Annotated in this window: 12 protein-coding genes and 1 tRNA gene; 5 read left to right on the top strand and 8 right to left on the bottom strand. The window is 39.8% G+C overall.

The window, feature by feature from the left end:
- Window positions 1-21: 21 nt before the first annotated feature.
- The 3 genes from tpiA to gap form a co-directional block, all read right to left on the bottom strand.
- A complete protein-coding gene (gene tpiA / locus AC6UDE_RS05295) occupies window positions 22-789 on the bottom strand; it encodes a triose-phosphate isomerase (protein WP_500694419.1) in 768 nt (255 codons plus the stop codon).
- Window positions 790-902: 113 nt separating this feature from the next.
- Window positions 903-2,120, bottom strand: a complete 1,218-nt coding sequence (locus AC6UDE_RS05290) for a phosphoglycerate kinase (protein ID WP_500696829.1) — start codon at window positions 2,118-2,120, stop codon at window positions 903-905.
- 89 nt (window positions 2,121-2,209) lie between these two features.
- Window positions 2,210-3,214, bottom strand: a complete 1,005-nt coding sequence (gene gap / locus AC6UDE_RS05285; protein ID WP_500696018.1) for a type I glyceraldehyde-3-phosphate dehydrogenase — start codon at window positions 3,212-3,214, stop codon at window positions 2,210-2,212.
- Between the two features lie 236 nt (window positions 3,215-3,450).
- Here gap and AC6UDE_RS05280 point away from each other — a divergent pair.
- The 4 genes from AC6UDE_RS05280 (at window position 3,451) to clpP (ending at window position 7,085) form a co-directional block, all read left to right on the top strand.
- Window positions 3,451-3,522 (top strand) — tRNA-Arg (locus AC6UDE_RS05280).
- A gap of 96 nt (window positions 3,523-3,618) precedes the next feature.
- Window positions 3,619-4,275, top strand: a complete 657-nt coding sequence (locus AC6UDE_RS05275; RefSeq protein WP_500696828.1) for a helix-turn-helix domain-containing protein — start codon at window positions 3,619-3,621, stop codon at window positions 4,273-4,275.
- Between the two features lie 201 nt (window positions 4,276-4,476).
- Window positions 4,477-6,393 (top strand): asparagine synthase (glutamine-hydrolyzing), encoded by a 1,917-nt coding sequence (gene asnB / locus AC6UDE_RS05270; protein ID WP_500696827.1) that lies wholly within the window; start codon window positions 4,477-4,479, stop codon window positions 6,391-6,393.
- A gap of 98 nt (window positions 6,394-6,491) precedes the next feature.
- Window positions 6,492-7,085 carry an ATP-dependent Clp endopeptidase proteolytic subunit ClpP gene (gene clpP / locus AC6UDE_RS05265; protein WP_500694292.1) on the top strand — a complete coding sequence of 198 codons (594 nt, stop codon included), beginning with the start codon at window positions 6,492-6,494 and terminating at the stop codon, window positions 7,083-7,085.
- A gap of 67 nt (window positions 7,086-7,152) precedes the next feature.
- On the opposite strand, the gene whiA is transcribed toward clpP, so the two are convergent.
- The 4 genes from whiA to AC6UDE_RS05245 all read right to left on the bottom strand — a co-directional run bounded on the left by whiA (window position 7,153) and on the right by AC6UDE_RS05245 (window position 11,427).
- Window positions 7,153-8,088: a DNA-binding protein WhiA gene (whiA, locus tag AC6UDE_RS05260; RefSeq protein ID WP_500696826.1), complete on the bottom strand. Its 936-nt coding sequence runs from the start codon at window positions 8,086-8,088 to the stop codon at window positions 7,153-7,155.
- 11 nt (window positions 8,089-8,099) lie between these two features.
- Window positions 8,100-9,107: a gluconeogenesis morphogenetic factor MgfK gene (gene mgfK / locus AC6UDE_RS05255; protein WP_500694290.1), complete on the bottom strand. Its 1,008-nt coding sequence runs from the start codon at window positions 9,105-9,107 to the stop codon at window positions 8,100-8,102.
- Window positions 9,108-9,989 (bottom strand): RNase adapter RapZ, encoded by an 882-nt coding sequence (rapZ, locus tag AC6UDE_RS05250; protein WP_500696825.1) that lies wholly within the window; start codon window positions 9,987-9,989, stop codon window positions 9,108-9,110.
- Between the two features lie 94 nt (window positions 9,990-10,083).
- Complete coding sequence (locus AC6UDE_RS05245) at window positions 10,084-11,427, bottom strand: glutamate--cysteine ligase (protein WP_500694288.1); 1,344 nt, start codon at window positions 11,425-11,427, stop codon at window positions 10,084-10,086.
- A gap of 240 nt (window positions 11,428-11,667) precedes the next feature.
- On the opposite strand from AC6UDE_RS05245, the gene AC6UDE_RS05240 reads away from it, so the two are divergent.
- A complete protein-coding gene (locus tag AC6UDE_RS05240; RefSeq protein ID WP_500694287.1) occupies window positions 11,668-12,720 on the top strand; it encodes a lactonase family protein in 1,053 nt (350 codons plus the stop codon).
- Between the two features lie 323 nt (window positions 12,721-13,043).
- Here the strand turns inward: AC6UDE_RS05240 and AC6UDE_RS05235 are convergent, their stop codons facing one another.
- Window positions 13,044-19,778, bottom strand: coding sequence for a mucin-binding protein (locus AC6UDE_RS05235; RefSeq protein ID WP_500696824.1), 6,735 nt, complete (start codon window positions 19,776-19,778; stop codon window positions 13,044-13,046).
- Window positions 19,779-20,357 lie beyond the last annotated feature (579 nt).

Here is a 20,357-nt window from a genome sequence, read left to right as displayed (position 1 = left end):
TTTAACTTGCAATCATAATAACTAATTATTTTGCAAATCTTGGTAATTCGCAAGCTCCAAAAATTCCTTTGGTTCAAGACTACTTTTACCGGCTAAAATCCCGTCAATATCAATTTGTTTCATAAGCGAGATGATGTTATTTGGGTCCACACTTCCACCATATAAGATTCGAATCTGGTTAGCAATATCATCCGAGTAAATGTCAGCTAAAGTTTGTCTAATTAGGTAACATCCCTCTTCCGCTTCGGTAGTTGAAGCACTATGACCGGTCCCGATTGCCCAACTTGGTTCATAGGCAATAACGACCTTTAAAGCGTCTTTTTCGGAAACACCCTTTAAACCAGCGGTAACCTGGTTAACTACCCAGTGGATTCGATCACCAGTCTCAAGTCGTCCCATCGTTTCATCACAACATAATATCGGCTTCATATTGTTATTTAAAACCGCATGAACCTTCTTATTAATGATGTCATTAGTCTCGTTAAAGTAACGACGTCTTTCAGAATGACCAACGATCACGTACGGGATTCCCATCTGACTGAGAGCTTTAGGACTAACTTCTCCAGTATAAGCACCCTCATTTTTGTAAAAGCAATTTTCAGCTGTTACGTGCAATGGACTCGATCCGTTGGCTTTAAGCATTGATTCAAGAAACAACGGTGAAGCTGCAAGAGCCGTTTCAACGTTTTTAGGATCTGGTATTTTATCTTTGATATCAATCACAAATTGAACTGCTTCATCTAAAGACAAGTTCATTTTCCAGTTCCCACCAATAAAGGGAATACGCATGATACTTCTCCTCTCATAATTCATCTTTACCTACATTTTAGCCGAAAGAGAAGCAATAAGCTAGAAAATTGATACAAACAAAAAAGTCACCGATTAAATCGGCGACTTTTAAATTACTTTTTATCAGAAATTGATGCAATCCCTGGAAGAGTCTTACCTTCAAGATATTCAAGCGAAGCCCCCCCACCAGTTGAGATATGGGTAAGCTTATCAGCTACACCCAATTCCTTAACAGCAGCAGTTGAGTCTCCACCACCAACGATGGTAGTAGCATCAGTTAATGTACCCAAGAATTTACCAATTGCCAAGGTTCCCTTAGCAAACTCAGGAAATTCAAAGACACCCATTGGTCCGTTCCAAACAACGGTCTTGGCGTCCTTTAAAACGTCTTCGAATAATTTAATACTCTTAGGACCAATGTCAAGACCCATCATGCCGTCTGGAATTCCACCATCAACGACTTCAGCCTTTGCATCATTTGAAAACTTGTCGGCTACCACTGAGTCAACAGGTAAGACGATCTTGTCGCCACCTTTTTTGAGGATATCTTTAGCAACATCAATCTTATCTTTTTCAACAAGTGAATTACCAACTGGGATTCCCTTAGCGGCATAGAATGTATAGGTCATTCCACCACCGATAATAATCTTATCAGCCTTGTCCAACAAGTGATCGATCACACCAATTTTGTCGGAAACTTTAGCACCACCAAGAATTGCGATAAATGGATGCTTTGGATTATCAACAGCGTTACCTAAAAACTTAATTTCTTTTTCCATCAAGTATCCGGCAGCAACTGGCTTACCAGCTTTTTCCATTGCTTTAGCGATCCCAACGTTTGAAGCGTGTTCTCTATGAGCAGTTCCAAACGCATCATTAATAAATTCATCACCAAGTGAAGCCCAGTATTCCCCTAACTTAGGGTCATTACCAGATTCACGTTTAACATTCTTACCATTAACAACATCTTCATAACGAGTATTTTGTACCAAAAGGACTTGGCCGTCAGACATGTTGTCAATTGCCTCTTCAAGCTGCGGACCTTCAGTAACAGGAACAAATGTAACTGGTTTGCCAAGCAATTCAGCTAATTTTTCTGCAACTGGGCGAAGTGATAAACCGGGTTTATCATCTTCTGTTTTAATTCTGCCTAAATGAGAGAATAAGATTGCTTTACCACCATGATCAATTACGTACTTGATTGTTGGAAGAGCAGCAACGATTCTGTTGTCATCACCAATTTTACCGTCCTTAATTGGAACGTTAAAATCAACACGCATCAGAACTTTTTTACCTTGAACATCTAAATCATCAACGATTACTTTTGCCATCGTGATTGCCTCCAGTGTTAGTTATATTTTATAAAGGAAAAGACGGAAGAGATTTCCCTCCTCCGCCTTTTCAAAGTTGCAATCTAAAATTATAGAGTAGCAAATTTCAACAAGGTACGAACCATGTTGCAAGTGAAGCCCCATTCGTTATCGTACCAAGCAACAGTCTTAACTAATTGAGTGTCACCACTTTGGGTGATTTCAGTTTGACCTGGATCAAATACTGATCCGTGTGAGTCATCGATAACGTCGGTTGAAACCATGTAGTCATCAGCGTAACCAAAGGCATCGTTTGCATGACTCTTCATAGCATCGTTAACTTCTTCAGCAGTAACGTTCTTGTCTAAGACAGCTACTAATTCAGTTAATGAACCATCAGCTACGGCAACACGTTGTGCGTGACCTTTAAGGACACCATCAAGTTCTGGAATAACCAAACCGATAGCTTTAGCAGCACCACTTGAGTGAGGTACAGTGTTAATAGCTGCGGCACGGTTGTTTTGTAACTTAGCGCTACGTGGACCATCTTGAAGTGCTTGTGAAGCAGTGTAAGCATGGACAGTAGTCATAGTACCTAACTTAACGCCAAAGTCTTTGTTCAACCAGTAAGCCATAGGTGCTAAACAACTAGTGGTACATGAACCAGCAGAAACGATCTTGTCTTCTGAAGTCAAATCATCCATGTTAACACCAGGAACAACAGTAGTCATTTGACCAGCAGGTGCTGAAATCAAGACACGCTTTGCACCAGCGTCAAGGTGAGCTTGTGCTTTTTCTTTTGATGTGTAGAAACCGGTACATTCAAGTACGAAGTCAACACCATCATTTTTAACCCAAGGAATGTTCTTTGCGTCACGTTCTGCATAAACTGGGATACGAGTACCATTAACGATAATTGCATCTTCAGTAGCTGAAACGTCACCGTCAAAGCGACCATGAACTGAGTCATATTTTAGTAGGTAAGCTAACATTGAAGGGGTAGTTAAATCATTAATTGCTACAACTTCGATATCACTTGAATTCAATTCAAGGATACGTCTGAATGCTAGACGACCAATTCTTCCGAAACCATTAAGACCAATTTTTGTAGTCATAATATGCTTCCTCCTTTTGGAATAATCAAATTTTAATACATTCACATCTTAACACTTTTGCCAAATCATGTCAGTGATTAAAAACACCAAATGACAAGCTACAAGCGATAAAATTGTGACAATGAATTCGAAATTCATTACCAGAAATAGTATAGCAAAAACAAACCCCATTTGTAATTAAAAACCATTATTATCTTGAGTTTTTTCCTCTAATCTACTATATTTAATATTGTGTTGCGCGTGTAGTGTAATGGATAGCACGTAAGATTCCGGTTCTTGAGATGACGGTTCGATTCCGTCCATGCGCATAAAGCAGTGAGAGAGTCTCGCTCACTGCTTTTAATTTCTTTCAATTGACCATTACCGTTATAATAGAGGTTAAGTCGAACTGTAGGAACTTATATATGAAATTAAACGCAAACCTTAAAAAGTATCGAAAACAAAATCAATTAACTCAAGCAGAAGTTGCCAATAAAATTAACGTTTCAAGAAAAACCATTTCAGCGTGGGAAAATGGTAGAAGTAAGCCTGATCAAAATGCGATAAGCAACCTTGCTACCCTTTATCAAGTTCCAGTCAGTAACCTGACCGGTAACAAACCTGAAAATAGCCACAAACCAAAATTAAGTTTTAGACAAAAGATGATCCGTATAAAACGGTATGGTTATATCTCAAAGTATGCTTACTTTTTTGAGCTGGTCTTACTCGTAATTGGGATAATATTATTTATTTTGCCCTTTAATTTACGTGACCTTTGGTTAATCCCCCTCTTCGTGATTGACATTTGCATCATTATTCTCTATGAGAAGAACTGGAAAACCATTACACAAGACAAACCTTTAATGAAAAAGGTCGAGATTTTATCTCCGATATTATGGGTAGTAATCTTTATAATTGGTTGTGTTATCAATCTTGATGCCATGCTTAGTCATGATTTAATGATGAAAGTCGGAACCATTATTGGTATAATTATGTTTTCATTTACATTAAGTATTGGCTTGATTCTTGGAATCTTGTTTCCGTTAAAGCGGATGACGGTTAAGCGTTCGTCTAAAAATTAATTAGACAGCTCCGGCTAACCAGGACTGTCCTGTAAGCAATGTAACCCATAATGTAACCGTTAAATAGACAAATTTATTAATATTTTATTGAGACTAGCCATACATAGCTAGCCTTTTGTGTGCGAACAACTTAAGATAGTTAATGGAGTTTGGTTAGCAGAAATAATCAATTTAATAAGCAATTGAAAAGGAGAGGATACTATGTGTGGATTTACTGGTTATATTAACCAAAATAATATCCCGAAGGATACTATCAAAAGCATGGCTAAAAGAATTAAACACCGTGGACCAGATGATGATGGTTTCTTCCAAAATGATGAAATCTCAATGGGTTTTCGTCGTTTATCAATCATTGACTTAGCCAATGGTCATCAACCAATGTTTGGTGATAATGATACCGACGTTTTAACCTTTAATGGTGAGATTTATAATTATAAAGATTTACAAAAAGAATTAATTGCAGTAGGTCAAAAATTTGATACTGACTGTGATTCAGAAGTTTTAATTCGTGGATACGAAGCATGGGGTCCGAAAAAATTACTTTCAAAGCTTCGCGGAATGTTTGCATTTACAATCTACGATTCAAAGAAACACCAGGTCTTCGGAGCTCGAGACCACTTTGGTATCAAACCACTCTACTACTATGATGATGGAACGAATTTCATGTGGGGATCTGAGATCAAAGCCTTCTTAGCAAACCCTAATTTTAAAAAGGAACTGAATACCAAATTATTACCAGTTCACTTAAGTTTTGAATTCATCCCATCAGCAGAAACAATGTTTAAAAACGTTTATAAGGTGATGCCAGGACAGTATTTCATCTATAAAGATGGTAAAACTACCACTGACACATACTACAAGTACAACTACGATCACATTGATAATTCGCAAACCATTGATGGGGACGCTAAAAAGATCGAAGGATTAGTTGATGACAGTGTTAAGGCGCACATGGCGTCTGACGTTCCTTTGGGTAGTTTTCTATCAAGTGGTGTCGATTCCAGCTATGTGCTAAATGAAGCCGCTAAGATTAAACCCATGCAATCATTTTCACTTGGGTTTAACGGTTCTAAATACAGTGAATTAAAATGGTCAACTAAGTTTGCAAAAGAAATTGGACAAAAGAACACGGCCACCACAATTGATGGTGAGGATTACTTCGATTTCCTTCCTACTATGATGTACTACATGGACGAACCACTGTCTAATCCTTCTGCTCCACAACTTTACTACCTGTCACATAGTGCTAGAAAAGACCTAATTGTTTCATTATCCGGTGAAGGTGCTGATGAATTCTTTGGCGGATACAATACGTACCTTGAAGCTTTTACCTTTGAGAAGTACCAAAAGATGGTACCAAAGTTTGTTAGAACCGCTCTCGGTAAAATCGCCTCATCACTCCCACGTTTTCACGGTCGTCGTTTCTTAATTCGTGGTGCTCAACCGTTGTATGAACGATACTATCGGGTTAACTACGTGTTTGACGAGCACGATCGTGAGCGCGTCTTAAAAGATAAATCACTTAACTTTGATACTGGTCAATACACCAAACACATTTTTGATGAAGTAGCCGGTAAGGATGAAGTAACGCAGGAACAGTACTTTGACATTAACACCTGGTTACCTTTCGATATCCTGCAAAAGGCTGACCGGATGAGCATGGCTAACAGTCTTGAAGTTCGAACTCCACTAGTTGACAAAGACGTAGCAGAATTCGCCAAAACGATGCCAACTAAAACTCGAATTTCATTTGATAAAGACGGCAATCCAATCACTAAGGTGGCCTTTCGAAAGGCGGCTTCCTCGCAAGTACCAAAGGTCGTTGCCGACAAAGAAAAGCTAGGTTTCCCATCCCCAATCGCACAATGGATCAAAGAACCCAAATACCATGATAAAATCGAAACAGCATTTCATTCCGATATTGCCCAAAAGTTCTTTAATGTGGATGAATTAGACCGCATCCTGAAAGAACACATGGAAGGTAAATCCAGCATGCAAAAGATATTTACCATCTACACTTTCATTCTTTGGTATGGTGTTTACTTCCCAGAAGACACCAAGATGAACTACAATAAAGAAGTTGATTTACACAAATACTCACGTGAATCAATCGCATAATTATCATCAAGCAAAGTCTTTGACCTTTATTGACCTTTAATGTAGAATGACTTTTATAACTTGATATAATTTAAAATTATCAAAGGAGGAGTATGGATATGAATTTAGTTCCAACTGTCATCGAAAACTCACCACAAGGTGAACGTGCATATGACATTTACTCACGTCTTCTAAAAGACCGAATCATTATGTTATCCGGTGAAATCCAGGATGATATGGCTAACGCAATTATTGCTCAACTATTGTTCTTGGATGCTCAAGACTCTGACAAAGATATCTACTTGTACATCAACTCACCAGGTGGTGTTATCACTTCTGGAATGGCAATCTACGATACGATGAACTTCATCCACGCCGATGTTCAAACCATCGTAATGGGGATGGCAGCATCAATGGCCAGTGTCTTGGCTTCATCTGGCGCCAAAGGGAAGCGCTTTGCATTGCCACATGCTCAAATCATGATTCACCAACCATCTGGTGGTGCTCAAGGTCAACAAACTGAAATTGAAATCGCCGCAAAAGAAATTTTGCGTGCTCGTAAGATGATTAATGAATTACTTGCCGAAAATTCCGGTCAACCCCTTGAAAGAGTTAACCGTGATACTGAACGAGACAATTATCTTACCGCTGACGAAGCAGTCGATTACGGTTTGATTGATGGTATCATGAAAAACAGTTCTGACAAAAAATAATTAGTTTCTGTTTATAACAAAAGCAGCAATTAGAATTATTCTAATTGCTGCTTTTTTGTTCGTTTCATTAGGCATTATCGGAACGTAATTGAGTTGCAAACTCATTAATCTTGCGTAACCGATGATTCACGCCGGACTTAGAAATCGGTCCTCCTGGAACCAAATCACCTAACTCCTTTAAACTCACTTCTTGATGCTTCATGCGAACCTCAGCAACGTCTCGAAGCTTTGGTGGCAACTTTTTAAGCCCCACGGTTTCCTTTATAAACTGAATGTTTTCAATTTGCTTAGTTGATGCGTTGGCTACCTTATTCATATTGGCATTTTCACAGTTTACAAGTCGGTTAACGGAATTCCGCATGTCTCTAACAATTCGAATGTCCTCAAATTTTAACATAGAATTAGTAGCCCCAATTAATTGCAGAAAATCCGCAATCTTTTCAGCTTCTTTCAGGTACGCAATACACCCGCTTCGTCTCGTAGTCGTTTTAGCGCCCAAATGATAACGATTCATCATCTCCGCAATCATTTCGTTATGATTCTCATACGTTGAATAAATTTCAAGGTGATACCGAGATGTTTCTGGATTATTAACAGATCCCCCCGCTAGGAATGCACCACGTAAGTAAGAACGAACCTGCCCATCATCTTTAAGTAACTCTAATGGCACCCGTTCAATAATCTTGTTTCCATCCAAAATGCCCAAATCATCCAAGATTGCTCTTACATGATGATTCAAACGCACCACGTATAGATTGTTCTTTTTTAGTTTCATCTTTTTTCGAACCAGAACTTCTCCTTCAACGTGATAAAACTGAAGTAAAAGTTGATACAGTCGTCTAGCAATTGCTGGATTTTCGGACTGAACATCTAACACCAGGTGTTTTTCGGATATTTTAAGTGTTCCATTCATTCGAATCAATGCCATCAGTTCTGCTTTTGCGTTAGCTCGATGGACTTCTAGGTTAGTTAATTCTTTTTTGACGTCACTAGCATATGACATCTAATCATCCCCTAATGGCGAATTTTAGGTTGTCCTAATAAACGAATAAGTTCGTCGGACACTAATAGTCCATTATGAAAAGCTCCGTGGTCTCTTAATTCAAGAAAATCAGAAGAGATTACCCGACAACCTTGTTTCTTTAAACCCTTAAAATCAGATTTCACTGGTTGAGCTTCATCACCCCAGCGTTGATGATCAATATAACTCGCTGGGACTTTTTTATTGTTAACCAAAACGGTATCGATAAAATTAGTTTTCAAATGACGATTTAAAACCTGGACATGATCAGCGTCAGTGAAATTATCGGTTTCACCCTTCTGAGTCATGATATTACAAATATAAACAACTTCCGCATCGGTCTCAGTAACCGCTTTGCCAACATTATCAACCATCAGGTTGGGTAAGATACTGGTAAACAAGCTTCCCGGTCCCAAAACAATTTGGTCAGCGTTCATGATCGCATTGATCACACTTGGAACTGCCTCTGGCTTCTTATTGCCATCAGTAGATTCAACCCACACTTTTTTAATCATTTTGTCAGAATTGGTAATTTCAGATTCTCCAGACATGGTCGTCCCGTCGGAAAACTCAGCGTGTAGTTCTAAACTTTCATCACACACCGGATACACATGCCCGTCGACCTTCATAATGTCGGTCAACTTTTGGATGGCATCAAAAAAACCGCCACTCATTTCAGAAAGCGCCGCAATTACTAAATTGCCAATGGCATGCCCAGCAAGAAACTTGTCGGAAGATTCAAAGCGATACTGAAAGATATCCAAATCAATCTGAGGCAACGTCGAAAGTGCCACTATAACATTGCGAATATCTCCCGGTGGCAAAACATTAATGTAGTTTCTAAGGATCCCTGATGATCCTCCATCATCAGCCACCGTAACAACGGCGGTAATATCAACATCACGCTTTTTTAAACTTTTTAAAATTACAGGTAAACCGGTTCCTCCGCCAATTACAACCATTTTAGGACGTCCGATTCTTTTACCTACTTTATCGATCATTTATTTAACCCCTTTGTGACGGTTAATGTCTCTGTGGGTGACATTAACTGGATATCCAAGTTGATCTTTGATATCCTTAGCCAATCGTTCCACCATTGCAACTGAACGATGTTGGCCGCCAGTACAACCGATTGCCATGGTGACAGTCGATTTTCCTTCTTTCTTAAATTTAGGTAACGTAAATTTAACGAGGTCAAAGACTTTTTCATAAAATTCATTAGCTTCATCTTGGTTCATAACGTAGTCATAAACATCTTGATCTTTCCCAGTCTTACTTCTTAGTTTGACTTCATAAAATGGATTCTTTAAAAAACGCACATCCAAAATAATGTCAGCATCGATTGGAAGCCCATATTTAAATCCAAATGACATTAGTTCAACGTTAAATGGCTCTGAATGAGAGAGCTTAAACTTATGAATGATTTCCTCACGTAATTCCTGTGGGGTCAAATCACTTGTATTAATAACAAGATCAGCAGAATCTTTGACCCTTTTCATTAATTTTCGTTCTTTTTCAATTCCATCAACTACCCGCCCTTTTCGTGCTAAGGGATGGGTTCTCCGGCTTTCTTTATATCGAGACACTAATTTTTCGTCAGAGGCATCGAGAAAAATCACCTGATCCTCAGTGTCTTTGTCGTTAGACATATTAACCAAGGTATCAACAATTTCGTGGTATGAGGCTGGAGCCCTTAAATCAATTACTAAAGCAACCTTCTTAATTTCACTAGAAGTGTGAACCAATTCCATGAACTTCGGAATTAAAGAAGGTGGGATATTATCAACGCAAAAGTATCCTAAATCTTCACATGTTTGCATGGCCAGTGTCTTACCTGCTCCACTCATGCCCGTGATAATCACAAATTGTTCGTTATCTGCCATTTTGATACCTCCAAACTCTTATAAGTATAACATACCGGGTGTGTCATTTATATAGTCTCGGGATGATTCAAAAAAGAGAGTTAACGAATACTCATTAAACTCCCTTTTGTTTCTCAATGTATTGATTAACTGTATCTGGTTGAACCCCAGGAAAAGCATCCTCAAGGCTCTGATTTTCATACTCTTTTTTTAGTTGCCCACCGCGCTGAATTCCAAAATTCATTAATGAGCGATTCTCAGCATATTTCATTAGTTTTGCGGATGGTGTCAAGTTTGGATTATCAACCTTATTTCTAGCGGCCTCATTAGCTTGAACTAGCTCTGGTTTTAAATCATTAGGAGCATGTTCAATTAATTCATCAAGCTGATCCAAGACCCGATAAGTCTTACTCTGTAAAGATGGTGGTAACGGAGCAGTTGGATGTTGTAAAGCGACCCGATTATTTTGATCTTTTGCTTCATTTAAACTTTCGTCAGTCCATTTCTGAGGATTAACGATCCCGTCAACTATTATAAGATGGATGAAATTTAAAGTTTTTAAATTAATTTCTAAAAAGTCAAATGGATCAAGATCAAGGGTCCGAAGTTCAAGATAGTCGAATCCCTCTTCCTTAACAGAATTAATCCCATCTTTAGCCTTTAAACGCACCGGACCATAAAACTCGCTCTCGGAAAATAATTTGTGGGAATTAACCTCATGCTGCAAATTGTTTACGTATTGACTCAAACTAGCGTAAGAAACATGGATATTATCCAAGTTTTCGTATCCGTATTGACTGGAACGTAAAGAACGGACTGGGACAATCTTTTTTTCAGCACCGAATAAGTGATCTTCTGGATTTTCTGATAGCGGGCTGGCCCCAAAAAGGTACGTTAAAAGCCAACGATATCCTACCAATTGTTGAGCAATTTGAAACAACAGCTCTGACTGTGCCCCTTTCTGACTATCAATAGAATAATTTCGTTGAAAAATCTCAATAATTTGAGCACTGGGTGAATAGTTAAAATGAATGCCACACATGATTTGACGAAAAATTCCGTAGCGTCTCACGAGCCATTTGCGATAATCATCCATCCAAAAACGCTTAAACGTCTTTCTTACAAAATTAACATCATCTTCATCAAGTTTGGGTGGCATCGACATCGGCCAAATAATCTCACTTGGTTCTAGTGTTCCATGAAGAATAGACTGAAGTGATCGCATTTGTAGGAGCACTCCTTTGGTGGTCGTGTGTTTATCCGTAACCAATTCTTCCATACACTCGGCAAAGTCAGTCTGAAAGTGGGTTTTCCCTCGTCGATCACCTAGTTTACGTCTGTGAGCGTAGCGAGAGAGACTGTCACGATTCAGATCAACCCGTTCCTCCTCGATCTCGATGCCAAACGAACCAGCAAAAAGTTCGTTTGGTGAGTTAACAAATTTTGCCTTGCTTCCCATTTTCATCCCTCCAAGCCTGTTGATAATTTCACGAGTAATTGATAGGTGAAATTTCCAATAGTTTACACCGCTCACGTGACACGTCAATAGGATTTACTAAACTAATTTCATTTCCGTCACGATTACTACTTTTGCCATCCATAAAATTTGAAACTTGAATAAATAAAAATACATTTCGACTGCAAAAGGATCACTTTTGTGGCAAAATGAAACTGTATATATTAGGAGGGAATTGAGATCATGATTGAAAAATATTTAATTGGAACTTACACCATTAATGCTAGCCAGGGGATCTACCAAATCGAGTTAGATACCGACAAAAAAAGATTACAAAATACTCAATTAGTAGCCGAGATTGGGAGTCCTACATATCTTGCCGAGTCAAAAGCCCACAAGATCTACGCCGTTGATCGTAATATGGACGAACCAGAACTCCGTGGTGGAGTAGCAACTTTCGATGGTAAAACCATCCCAGCTAAAGAAATGCAGGAATGCATCGAAAAAGGTACTTCAGCCGCCTTTGTTTCCATTGACGAAAGACGCCAATTTGTCTTTACCGCCAACTACCACATGGGACACGCCAGCGTTTACAAAATCCAAGAAGATGGCACTTTAAAGCTTACCGATCGTGCCCAAGATAATGGAATTCCTGGGCCACTTCCTGAGCAGGCCGACGGACCACACCCTCATTATGCCAATCTAACTCCTGATAATCGACTGGTAGTGTGTGACCTTGGTCTTGACCGCGTCTACCTCTATGATGTTTCTGATCAAGGTAAATTAAACTTAGTCAGCGAAGTCAACGCTCACCCTGGCTTTGGACCACGAAACATTACTTTTGTTCCAGGAACTGGCAAGGGTTACCTTGTTGGTGAACTAAGCAGTAAAGTTGCTGTGATTGACTACAACGAAGAGGCTGGATTATTCACGATTCAACAAATTGTTTCAACCATTCCTGACGATTGGGAAAGTCACAACGGTGCTGCTGGAATCAAAGTTTCAAAGGACAACCGCTTTGTCTATGTCTCAAACCGTGGTAACGATTCAATTGCGGTCTTTAAGATTAAACCAAATGGTGATTTAAAACGAATTCAATTGATTTCAAGTGAAGGTGAATTCCCTCGCGACTTTAACTTTAGTGCCGATGAATCAATGTTTATCGTTGCTAACCAAAACAGTGACAATGCTACTCTTTACTCACGAGACGCCGATACCGGAAAATTAACTTTGATTCAAAAAGATTTCGAAGTTCCTGAAGGTACCTGTGTGGTTCGACGTGAAAACGTTGACTAATAATTTGTCATTAAAAAACATTTTATTAATTTATGAAGTGCTCTGTAATTTTTAGACATTAATAGGCTCCAAAATGGTTAGGTAAAAACTAACTGATTTGGAGCTTTTTATTATGACTAAATATTCTTTTAACATTAAAGCAAACATTTCAGAAATATGGTAAATGGTTTAATACCAAACACATTTCCGGTAAGAAAAAAAGACTCACACAGATTAAATATCGGTATGAGTCCTTGAAAGTATGAATTTATAAAAAGGCTAACACCCAAAATGGATGTTAGCCTTTAAACTTATTAATCTCGCTTAATCTTTAAATCACAAACTTACTTGGTTTCTTTTCGGTCTTTAAACCATTTCTCTAAGCCAAAGAAACTGAGAAGTGACAGAAGCATGGTTCCGATCAGGCTTAAGAAGCTATCAGAACTTTGACCAGTTTGTGGTAACGTCGTCTTCTTTTCAGACTTTTTAGCTGGCTTAGCTGCTGGAACTTGCTTTGCTTTGGGTTTAGCTGGTTGAGCCGGTGCTTTAGCAGGAGTTTGTGGGGCCTGCTTAGCCTTCGGAGCTTCCGGTTGTGCTGACGGAACTTCCTTTGGTGCACTTGGCTTAGTTGGTTCCGGTTGTGCTGACGGTTTCTCTGGTTTGTTTGGAGCTACCGGAGTTGATGGTTCAGCATTCTTCACATAATGAATTGGGGTATCTTTCCCTAAATCATTGTGATCGATCGGATATGGTGTGCCAGGGACCAACTTGTTCCCGTTCTTATCAACTGGAGTGTATCCAGGAATGTCAGGGATAAGTGGATTACCGGCATCACTTGGGTTGTTGGGATCATTTGGATAAACGATCGGGTTACTGCCCGGAACATCAGGAACTAAGTGACCTAAGGCGTAGTAGACAACGGTTACTTCAGAGTCGTTGGAATCAGCGTTAACGGTTGCTTGTCCAACTGAAGCAGTGTTGGTGTAGTAACCATTGATAACTGGCGAGTTAACCCCACTCAAGACGTCACTCTTAGTCGTCCATGCACTGTAAGTTACCTTACCAGTAACTTGATCAAACGTTGCCGTTCTAGTAAAGGTAGTTGATTGAACCACATCATCAGCTAACTTGTTACCATTCTTATCAACGTAGTGAATGGTTCTAGTAACGTTCTTAGTGAGATCAGTCTTACTAGTTCCGTCAGGATACTTCGGTCCAGTTGGGTTGTTTGGATCCACTGGTTGACCTGGAGTTCCTGGATTGTCTGGCGTAACTTCCTTAGTCTTGTGTTTGAGCACAACCGTGAAGGTTGGGCCATCAGTATTAAAGGTAAAGCCATCCGCAGGGTATCCGTCGGATACTAATTCATATCCTTGCGCTTCTAACTTAGCGATTTCATCTTTCGTACTGTAGTTAGCCTTGCTACCAAACTTACCGTTAACGGTATCACTAGTGATAAGGGCATTGCCTTTATCCTGATCAACATAGTTAATGTGAACGACTTCATCGTTAGCATTGTAGGTAACCGTGACACTTGAATCTGGCGTGTCAGCCGTGGCAGTTTGTGAACCAACACTTGCCTTATCTGGAGTGTATCCCGTAATGGTTGGGGAAACAATTGAACCGAAGACAGCGTTCGTTGACGTCCAGTTACTGTAAGTTACCTTACCCGTTACTTCATCAAAGGTGGCCGTTCTGTTGAACGTAACGGTTTCGATCCGATCCTCAGAAGCCTTACTACCGTCAGCATATACATAATGCACGGTTCTAGTAATGGTCTTGGTCAAGTCCGTCTTGCTAGTACCATCAGGATATTTTGGTCCCGTTGGGTTGTTTGGATCCACTGGTTGTCCTGGGTTTCCTGGATTATCTGGAGTAACTTCCTTGGTCTTGTGTTTTAGCACAACCTTGAAGGTTGGGTTATCAGTATTGAAGGTGTAACCATCACCTGGGAAGCCGTCAGATACTAATTCATATCCTTGGGCTTCTAGTTTAGCGATTTCATCTTTCGTACTGTAATCCGACTTAGAACCGAACTTCCCGTTCAAGCCATCAGTATGAATAACCTTGTTACCATTGTCTTGATCGATGTACTCAACTTGAGCCTTTTCATCGTTGGCATTGTAGGTAACGGTAACACTTCCGTCCGGTGTGTCAGCAGTGGCAGTTTCAGAACCAACACTTGCCTTATCTGGAGTGTATCCCGTGATAGCTGGAGAATCAACTTGTCCAAAGACGGAGTTCGTTGAAGTCCAATCACTGTAAGTTAACTTGCCCGTTACTTCGTCAAAGGTTGCCGTTCTTGTGAACGTAACCGTTTCAACTTGATCATCAGCGGCCTTACTACCATCGGCATAAACGTAGTGGATGGTTCTCGTAATTGACTTGGTTAAATTATCTTTACTAGTTCCATCAGGATATTTTGGTCCAGTTGGGTTATTTGGATCAATTGGTTCACCTGGGTTTCCTGGATTGTCAGGGGTAACCGTCTTCATCTTGTGTTTCAAGACAACCTTGAAGGTTGGGTTGTCGGTATTAAATTCGTACCCATTTGGATAACCATCAGTGACTAACTCGTAACCCTGACTTTCTAAATCAGCAATTTCAGCTTTAGTAGAGTAATCCGACTTAGAACCAAACTTACCGTTTAAGCTATCAGTTTTAATAACTCGGTTGCCGTCGTCTTGGTCAATGTATTGAACACGAGCCTGTTCTTCATTGGCATTGTAGGTAACGGTTACAGATCCGTCTGGCGTGTCGGCTGTGGCAGTTTCGGAACCAACACTTGCTTTATCTGGAGTGTAGCCCGTGATTGCTGGAGAATCAATTGAGCTAAAGACAGCGTTAGTTGAAGTCCAGTCACTGTAAGTTAACTTACCAGTTACTTCGTCAAAGGTTGCCGTTCTTGTAAACGTAACCGTTTCAACTTGATCATCAGCTGCTTTACTACCATCAGCGTAAACGTAGTGGATGGTTCTTGTAATGTTCTTAGTCAGATCATTTACACTAGTTCCATCTGGGTACTTCGGTCCAGTTGGGTTATTTGGATCAACTGGTTGTCCCGGTTGACCAGGATTATCTGGCGTAACCGTCTTAGTCTTATGCTTCAAAACAACGGTAAAGGTTGGATTGTCAGTGTTGAAAGTAAAGCCATCAGCAGGGTATCCGTCGGATACCAACTCGTAGCCCTTAGCTTCTAAAGTGGCAATTTCATTTTTGGTTGAGTAACCAGATTTACTACCAAACTTACCAGTTAAGTAATCAGTATGAAGAACGGCATCACCGTTATCTTCGTCAACATAGTTAACTACTGCTTTTTGTTCGTTGGCATTGTAGGTAACGGTAACACTTCCGTCAGGTGTATCAGCGGTAGCAGTTTCAGAACTAACACTGGTCTTATCAGGGGTGTAACCAGTAATTTCAGGCGAATTGATTTCACCAAAGACAGCATTAGTTGAAGTCCAGTTACTGTAAGTTAACTTACCAGTTACTTCGTCAAAGGTTGCCGTTCTTGTAAACGTAACGGTTTCTACTTGATCATCAGCTGCTTTACTACCATCAGCGTAAACGTAGTGGATGGTTCTCGTAATTGACTTGGTTAAGTTATCTTTACTAGTTCCATCAGGATATTTTGGTCCAGTTGGGTTATTTGGATCAATTGGTTGTCCTGGAGTTCCTGGGTTGTCAGGGGTAACCGTCTTCATCTTGTGTTTAAAGATAACTTTGAAAGTTGGGTTGTCGGTATTAAATTCGTACCCATTTGGATAACCATCAGTGACTAATTCGTAACCTTGGGCCTCTAAGCTGGCAATTTCGTTCTTTGTACTGTAATCAGACTTAGAACCAAACTTACCGTTTAAATTGTCAGTCTTGATAACCCTATTACCATCATCTTGGTCAATGTACTGAACGTGAGCTTGCTCATCGTTAGCAGTGTATGTGACTTTAACGTCTGAATTTTTCGTATCAGTAGTGGCAGTTAAAGCACCAACGGTCGCTTGATCAGGAGTGTAGCCCGTAATGGCTGGTGAATCAACCGAACTAAAGACATCGTTGTCAGATGTCCAAGCACCATAAGTTATCTCACCAGTTACTTCATCAAAGGTGGCGGTTCTGTTGAACGTAACCGTTTCTACTTGGTCATCTGCGGCTTTACTGCCATCGGCGTAAACGTAGTGGATGGTTCTCGTAATGGACTTAGTCAAGTTGTCCTTGCTAGTGCCATCAGGATACTTCGGTCCCGTTGGGTTGTTGGGATCCACTGGTTGACCTGGGTTTCCGGGGTTATCTGGCGTAACTTCTTTGGTCTTGTGCTTTAAGACAACTTGGAAGGTGGGATTATTGTCGCCAAACTTGTAACCACTTGGGTATCCGTCGGATACCAATTCGTAGCCTTGAGCTTCGTAACTAGCAATTCGATCCGCAGTACTGTAATCAGATTGACTACCGAACTTTCCGTTTAAGTTATCAGTTACTAGAACTTTATTGCCATTATCTTGGTCAATGTATTCAACATGAGCTTGTTCTTCATTGGCAGTGTAGACAACGGTATGAACATCGTCTTTTCCTTCAGCAGCATCACCCGTTACACTAGCTTGACTTGGTGTGTAACCAGTAATTTTGGGAGAATTAATGACTGGGTTAGCGTTATCGGCTGGCTTCCAGTCACCCCAAGTAATTGAACCAGTCTTTTCGTTCTTAGTCCCCGTTCTAGTAAATGGAACGGTAACAACCTGGTCTTTTGCCATGGTCTTCCCATTAACATCAACATAGTGAACGGTCACGGTTCCCTTACCACTATTATCAGTTACTGTTGTTAGGGTGTCACTGTAGATAACGGTATGCACATCATCTTTACCTTCAGTGGCGGTTCCAGTAACCGTTGGCTGATCAGGAGTCATATTAGGAACGGTTGGTGAAGTGATTACTGGATGAGCATCTCCTGCTGGTTCCCAATCGCCCCAAGTGATGTTACCAGTCTCATTATCTCTAGTCCCGGTTCTTGTGAACGGAACGCTGACTTGCTTATCTGGTGAAACAGTGTTGCCGTTAGCGTCCTTGTAGTGAACGGTAATGGTACCTTGACCACTATTATCAGTCACTTGACTGGTAGCAGGACCATAAGGAACTTTAGTGTCTGAACCGGGATCCGTAATTGGGTATGGATAAGTCCCATCTGGACCTGGCTTTAATGGTTGACTTGGATCATGGGGGTCCATTGGAATCATGCCAGGAATATTGGGTAATTGAGGTTGTTGTGCTTTAGTAGGATCGTCTGGTTGCGTTTCGTATGGAACATCATGGGATCCATTGTCAATTGGATTGCCATTGGAATCAACTGGAACTAATTTTCCCAGTTGAGCAACTCCAAAGTCAATTTTCCGTGATTGTGGCACATAAATTGACAAAAGGATAATTCTACCGTATCCATCAATACTCCAAGAATACTGCTTGTTAGCAGGATCATACATATAATTTGCATCAATGTAATAAGTATCTTGACCATCACTACCTTGAATTAAATTACCATCTTTATCAAAGAGTTGAACTTTCATACCACCATGATCATCAGTCTCAGTATAAACAAGACGATAACCCTCTCTATAATATTCAGTCCACACAGTACCAGGAACACCAAAGTTTGAAACAGAGCCGGACGCGTTAGTAGGTTGTGTAGAAATATAATAAGTGGTTGGGATTTCTGGTGGTAATCCACTTATCGTATAATGTTGACCAGCAATTCCCTTGTAAGTTTTAGTAACCATTACTTGCCCGGTATCACGGTTAGTCCATGTAACTACTTGATCAACAACCTCTGGAGTTATAATTGACATCTGACCAAGTGGAACAGCACTATCACTAGAATTGTTATAGAACCACTCTTTAATAAGTGAATAACCATCTGGTTGGTCGGCATTGAAACCAACTCCAGTATTATGATCATCCCACTTGTAGTAATGCAATCCATCAACGTTAGTGGAAGACAAAGTTGTACCATTATCCTTTAATAGATAAGTTCCAATTACATTACCATCAGCATCAATTTCGTTTACATAAACAGTTCCATCACCATTACGATCAGTTGACCAAACTAACCACTTAACTTTGGTCGTGCCTTCTGGGGCATTAACACTTACATATCCGTAAGTATAGTGCTCTTCATCAGGATCGACCCAAGGAACTCCTAGTGTCTTATAATCTGGATCTTGCATGTCAACGTTGAATGGTTGTCTTTCGGCAAAATTGGTAGTTGCAACTTTAGCTTGACCATCATCGGTGGCTAAAGCTGCCGCCGTTTGCTTCATGGCTGCTGCTTGATCATCAGCCTTTTGGTTAGCATCTACCGCAGCGTCTTGCTTGTTTACTGCGTTATCACTTGTAGTTGCTTTCTGATCGGAATTTTGATCAGCTGATTGATCTTTTAATGCATCGGCTACTTTACTAGTAGTGCCATCATTCTTAGTTGCGTCTTGTTTAGTGGCATCAGAGTCAGGTTTCTTATCAGTTGATTGATCCTGTGTGGCATCTTTCTTCTGGTTAGAAGCATCGTCGTTCTTGGTGGCGTCTTGGTCAGTCTGCTTGTCAGCTGATTGATCTTGTGCGGCATCTTTCTTTTGGTCAGATGCATCATTATTTTTAGTGGCACTTTGGTCAGTCTGCTTATCTGATGTGGTGTCATTATTTTTGGCTATGTTTTCATCAGAGGACTTATTTTGTGATGAGTCGGTCTGCTTAGCTGAAACATCATCATTCTTGGTAACATTTTGATCAGTTGTGTCGTTTTGTGATGAATTAGCCTGTGTATTTGCTGCCTCATCACTCTTGATGACGTTCTGTTCAGTTGCCGAATCATTGGTAGTCTGATTTTGCGGTACTGTTACTTGCTTATCAGACGAATCACTATTTTGTGAATTCATCTGAGTGTTGTTAGTAACGTCCGCTTTCACATTATGTTGGTTAGACATAAGGATTCCGCCTGAAATCCCGGCTGAAAACATCGTGACTGTAATTGCACTGAACAGCCATCGTTTACCAGCCTTATACATCTTATAATGTGTTTTGCTATCACGATTAAACATATAAATAAAAACCTGCCCTTCTAATTTCAAATTAATCTATACTTACCGGCCTACTTAGCCTTAAGTAATTATTGCACAATCTGAAATTAAATTGAACACAATCGTATTTTATACAATATGAGTAAAACAAAGGCATACATGGCAGTGTTTTTCACGATTAACCAATGCATGGAGGTAATTGTTTCTCATTGTGTGTAAATAAAACGAAAAATCGTAATGGTTTTGTAACATTAGCCGTGTATGTCCAATGATAGCAACGTAATTCTTACTTTTTCCTAATAATAATTTTAAATGTTAATTAGTGATTGTACATAATGAAAATGACAGCCAAATTCAACGCCAAGTATAGCAACAAGATGCTCCGCCAGCCCCGTTTAATCGCACTATGTGAGAATTACCGTGAAAATTAATTTACTAATAAATCATTAGCAAAACATAAAATCATTCCTTGTGATGTTTACCAACATTGGTTTTTACTGGATTACGTGGCTGTTTGTGAATAAAATTATAAAAGAAATCACATTATATTAATTATAATTAAATTCACATTCATTATTCTCTTAATGTGTAAAAAGCCTT

Source organism: Fructilactobacillus sp. X2R5C3 (assembly GCF_059901325.1).
The sequence above is the reverse complement of the archived record's forward strand: the minus strand, read 5'-3'. Positions and strand labels throughout refer to the sequence as shown.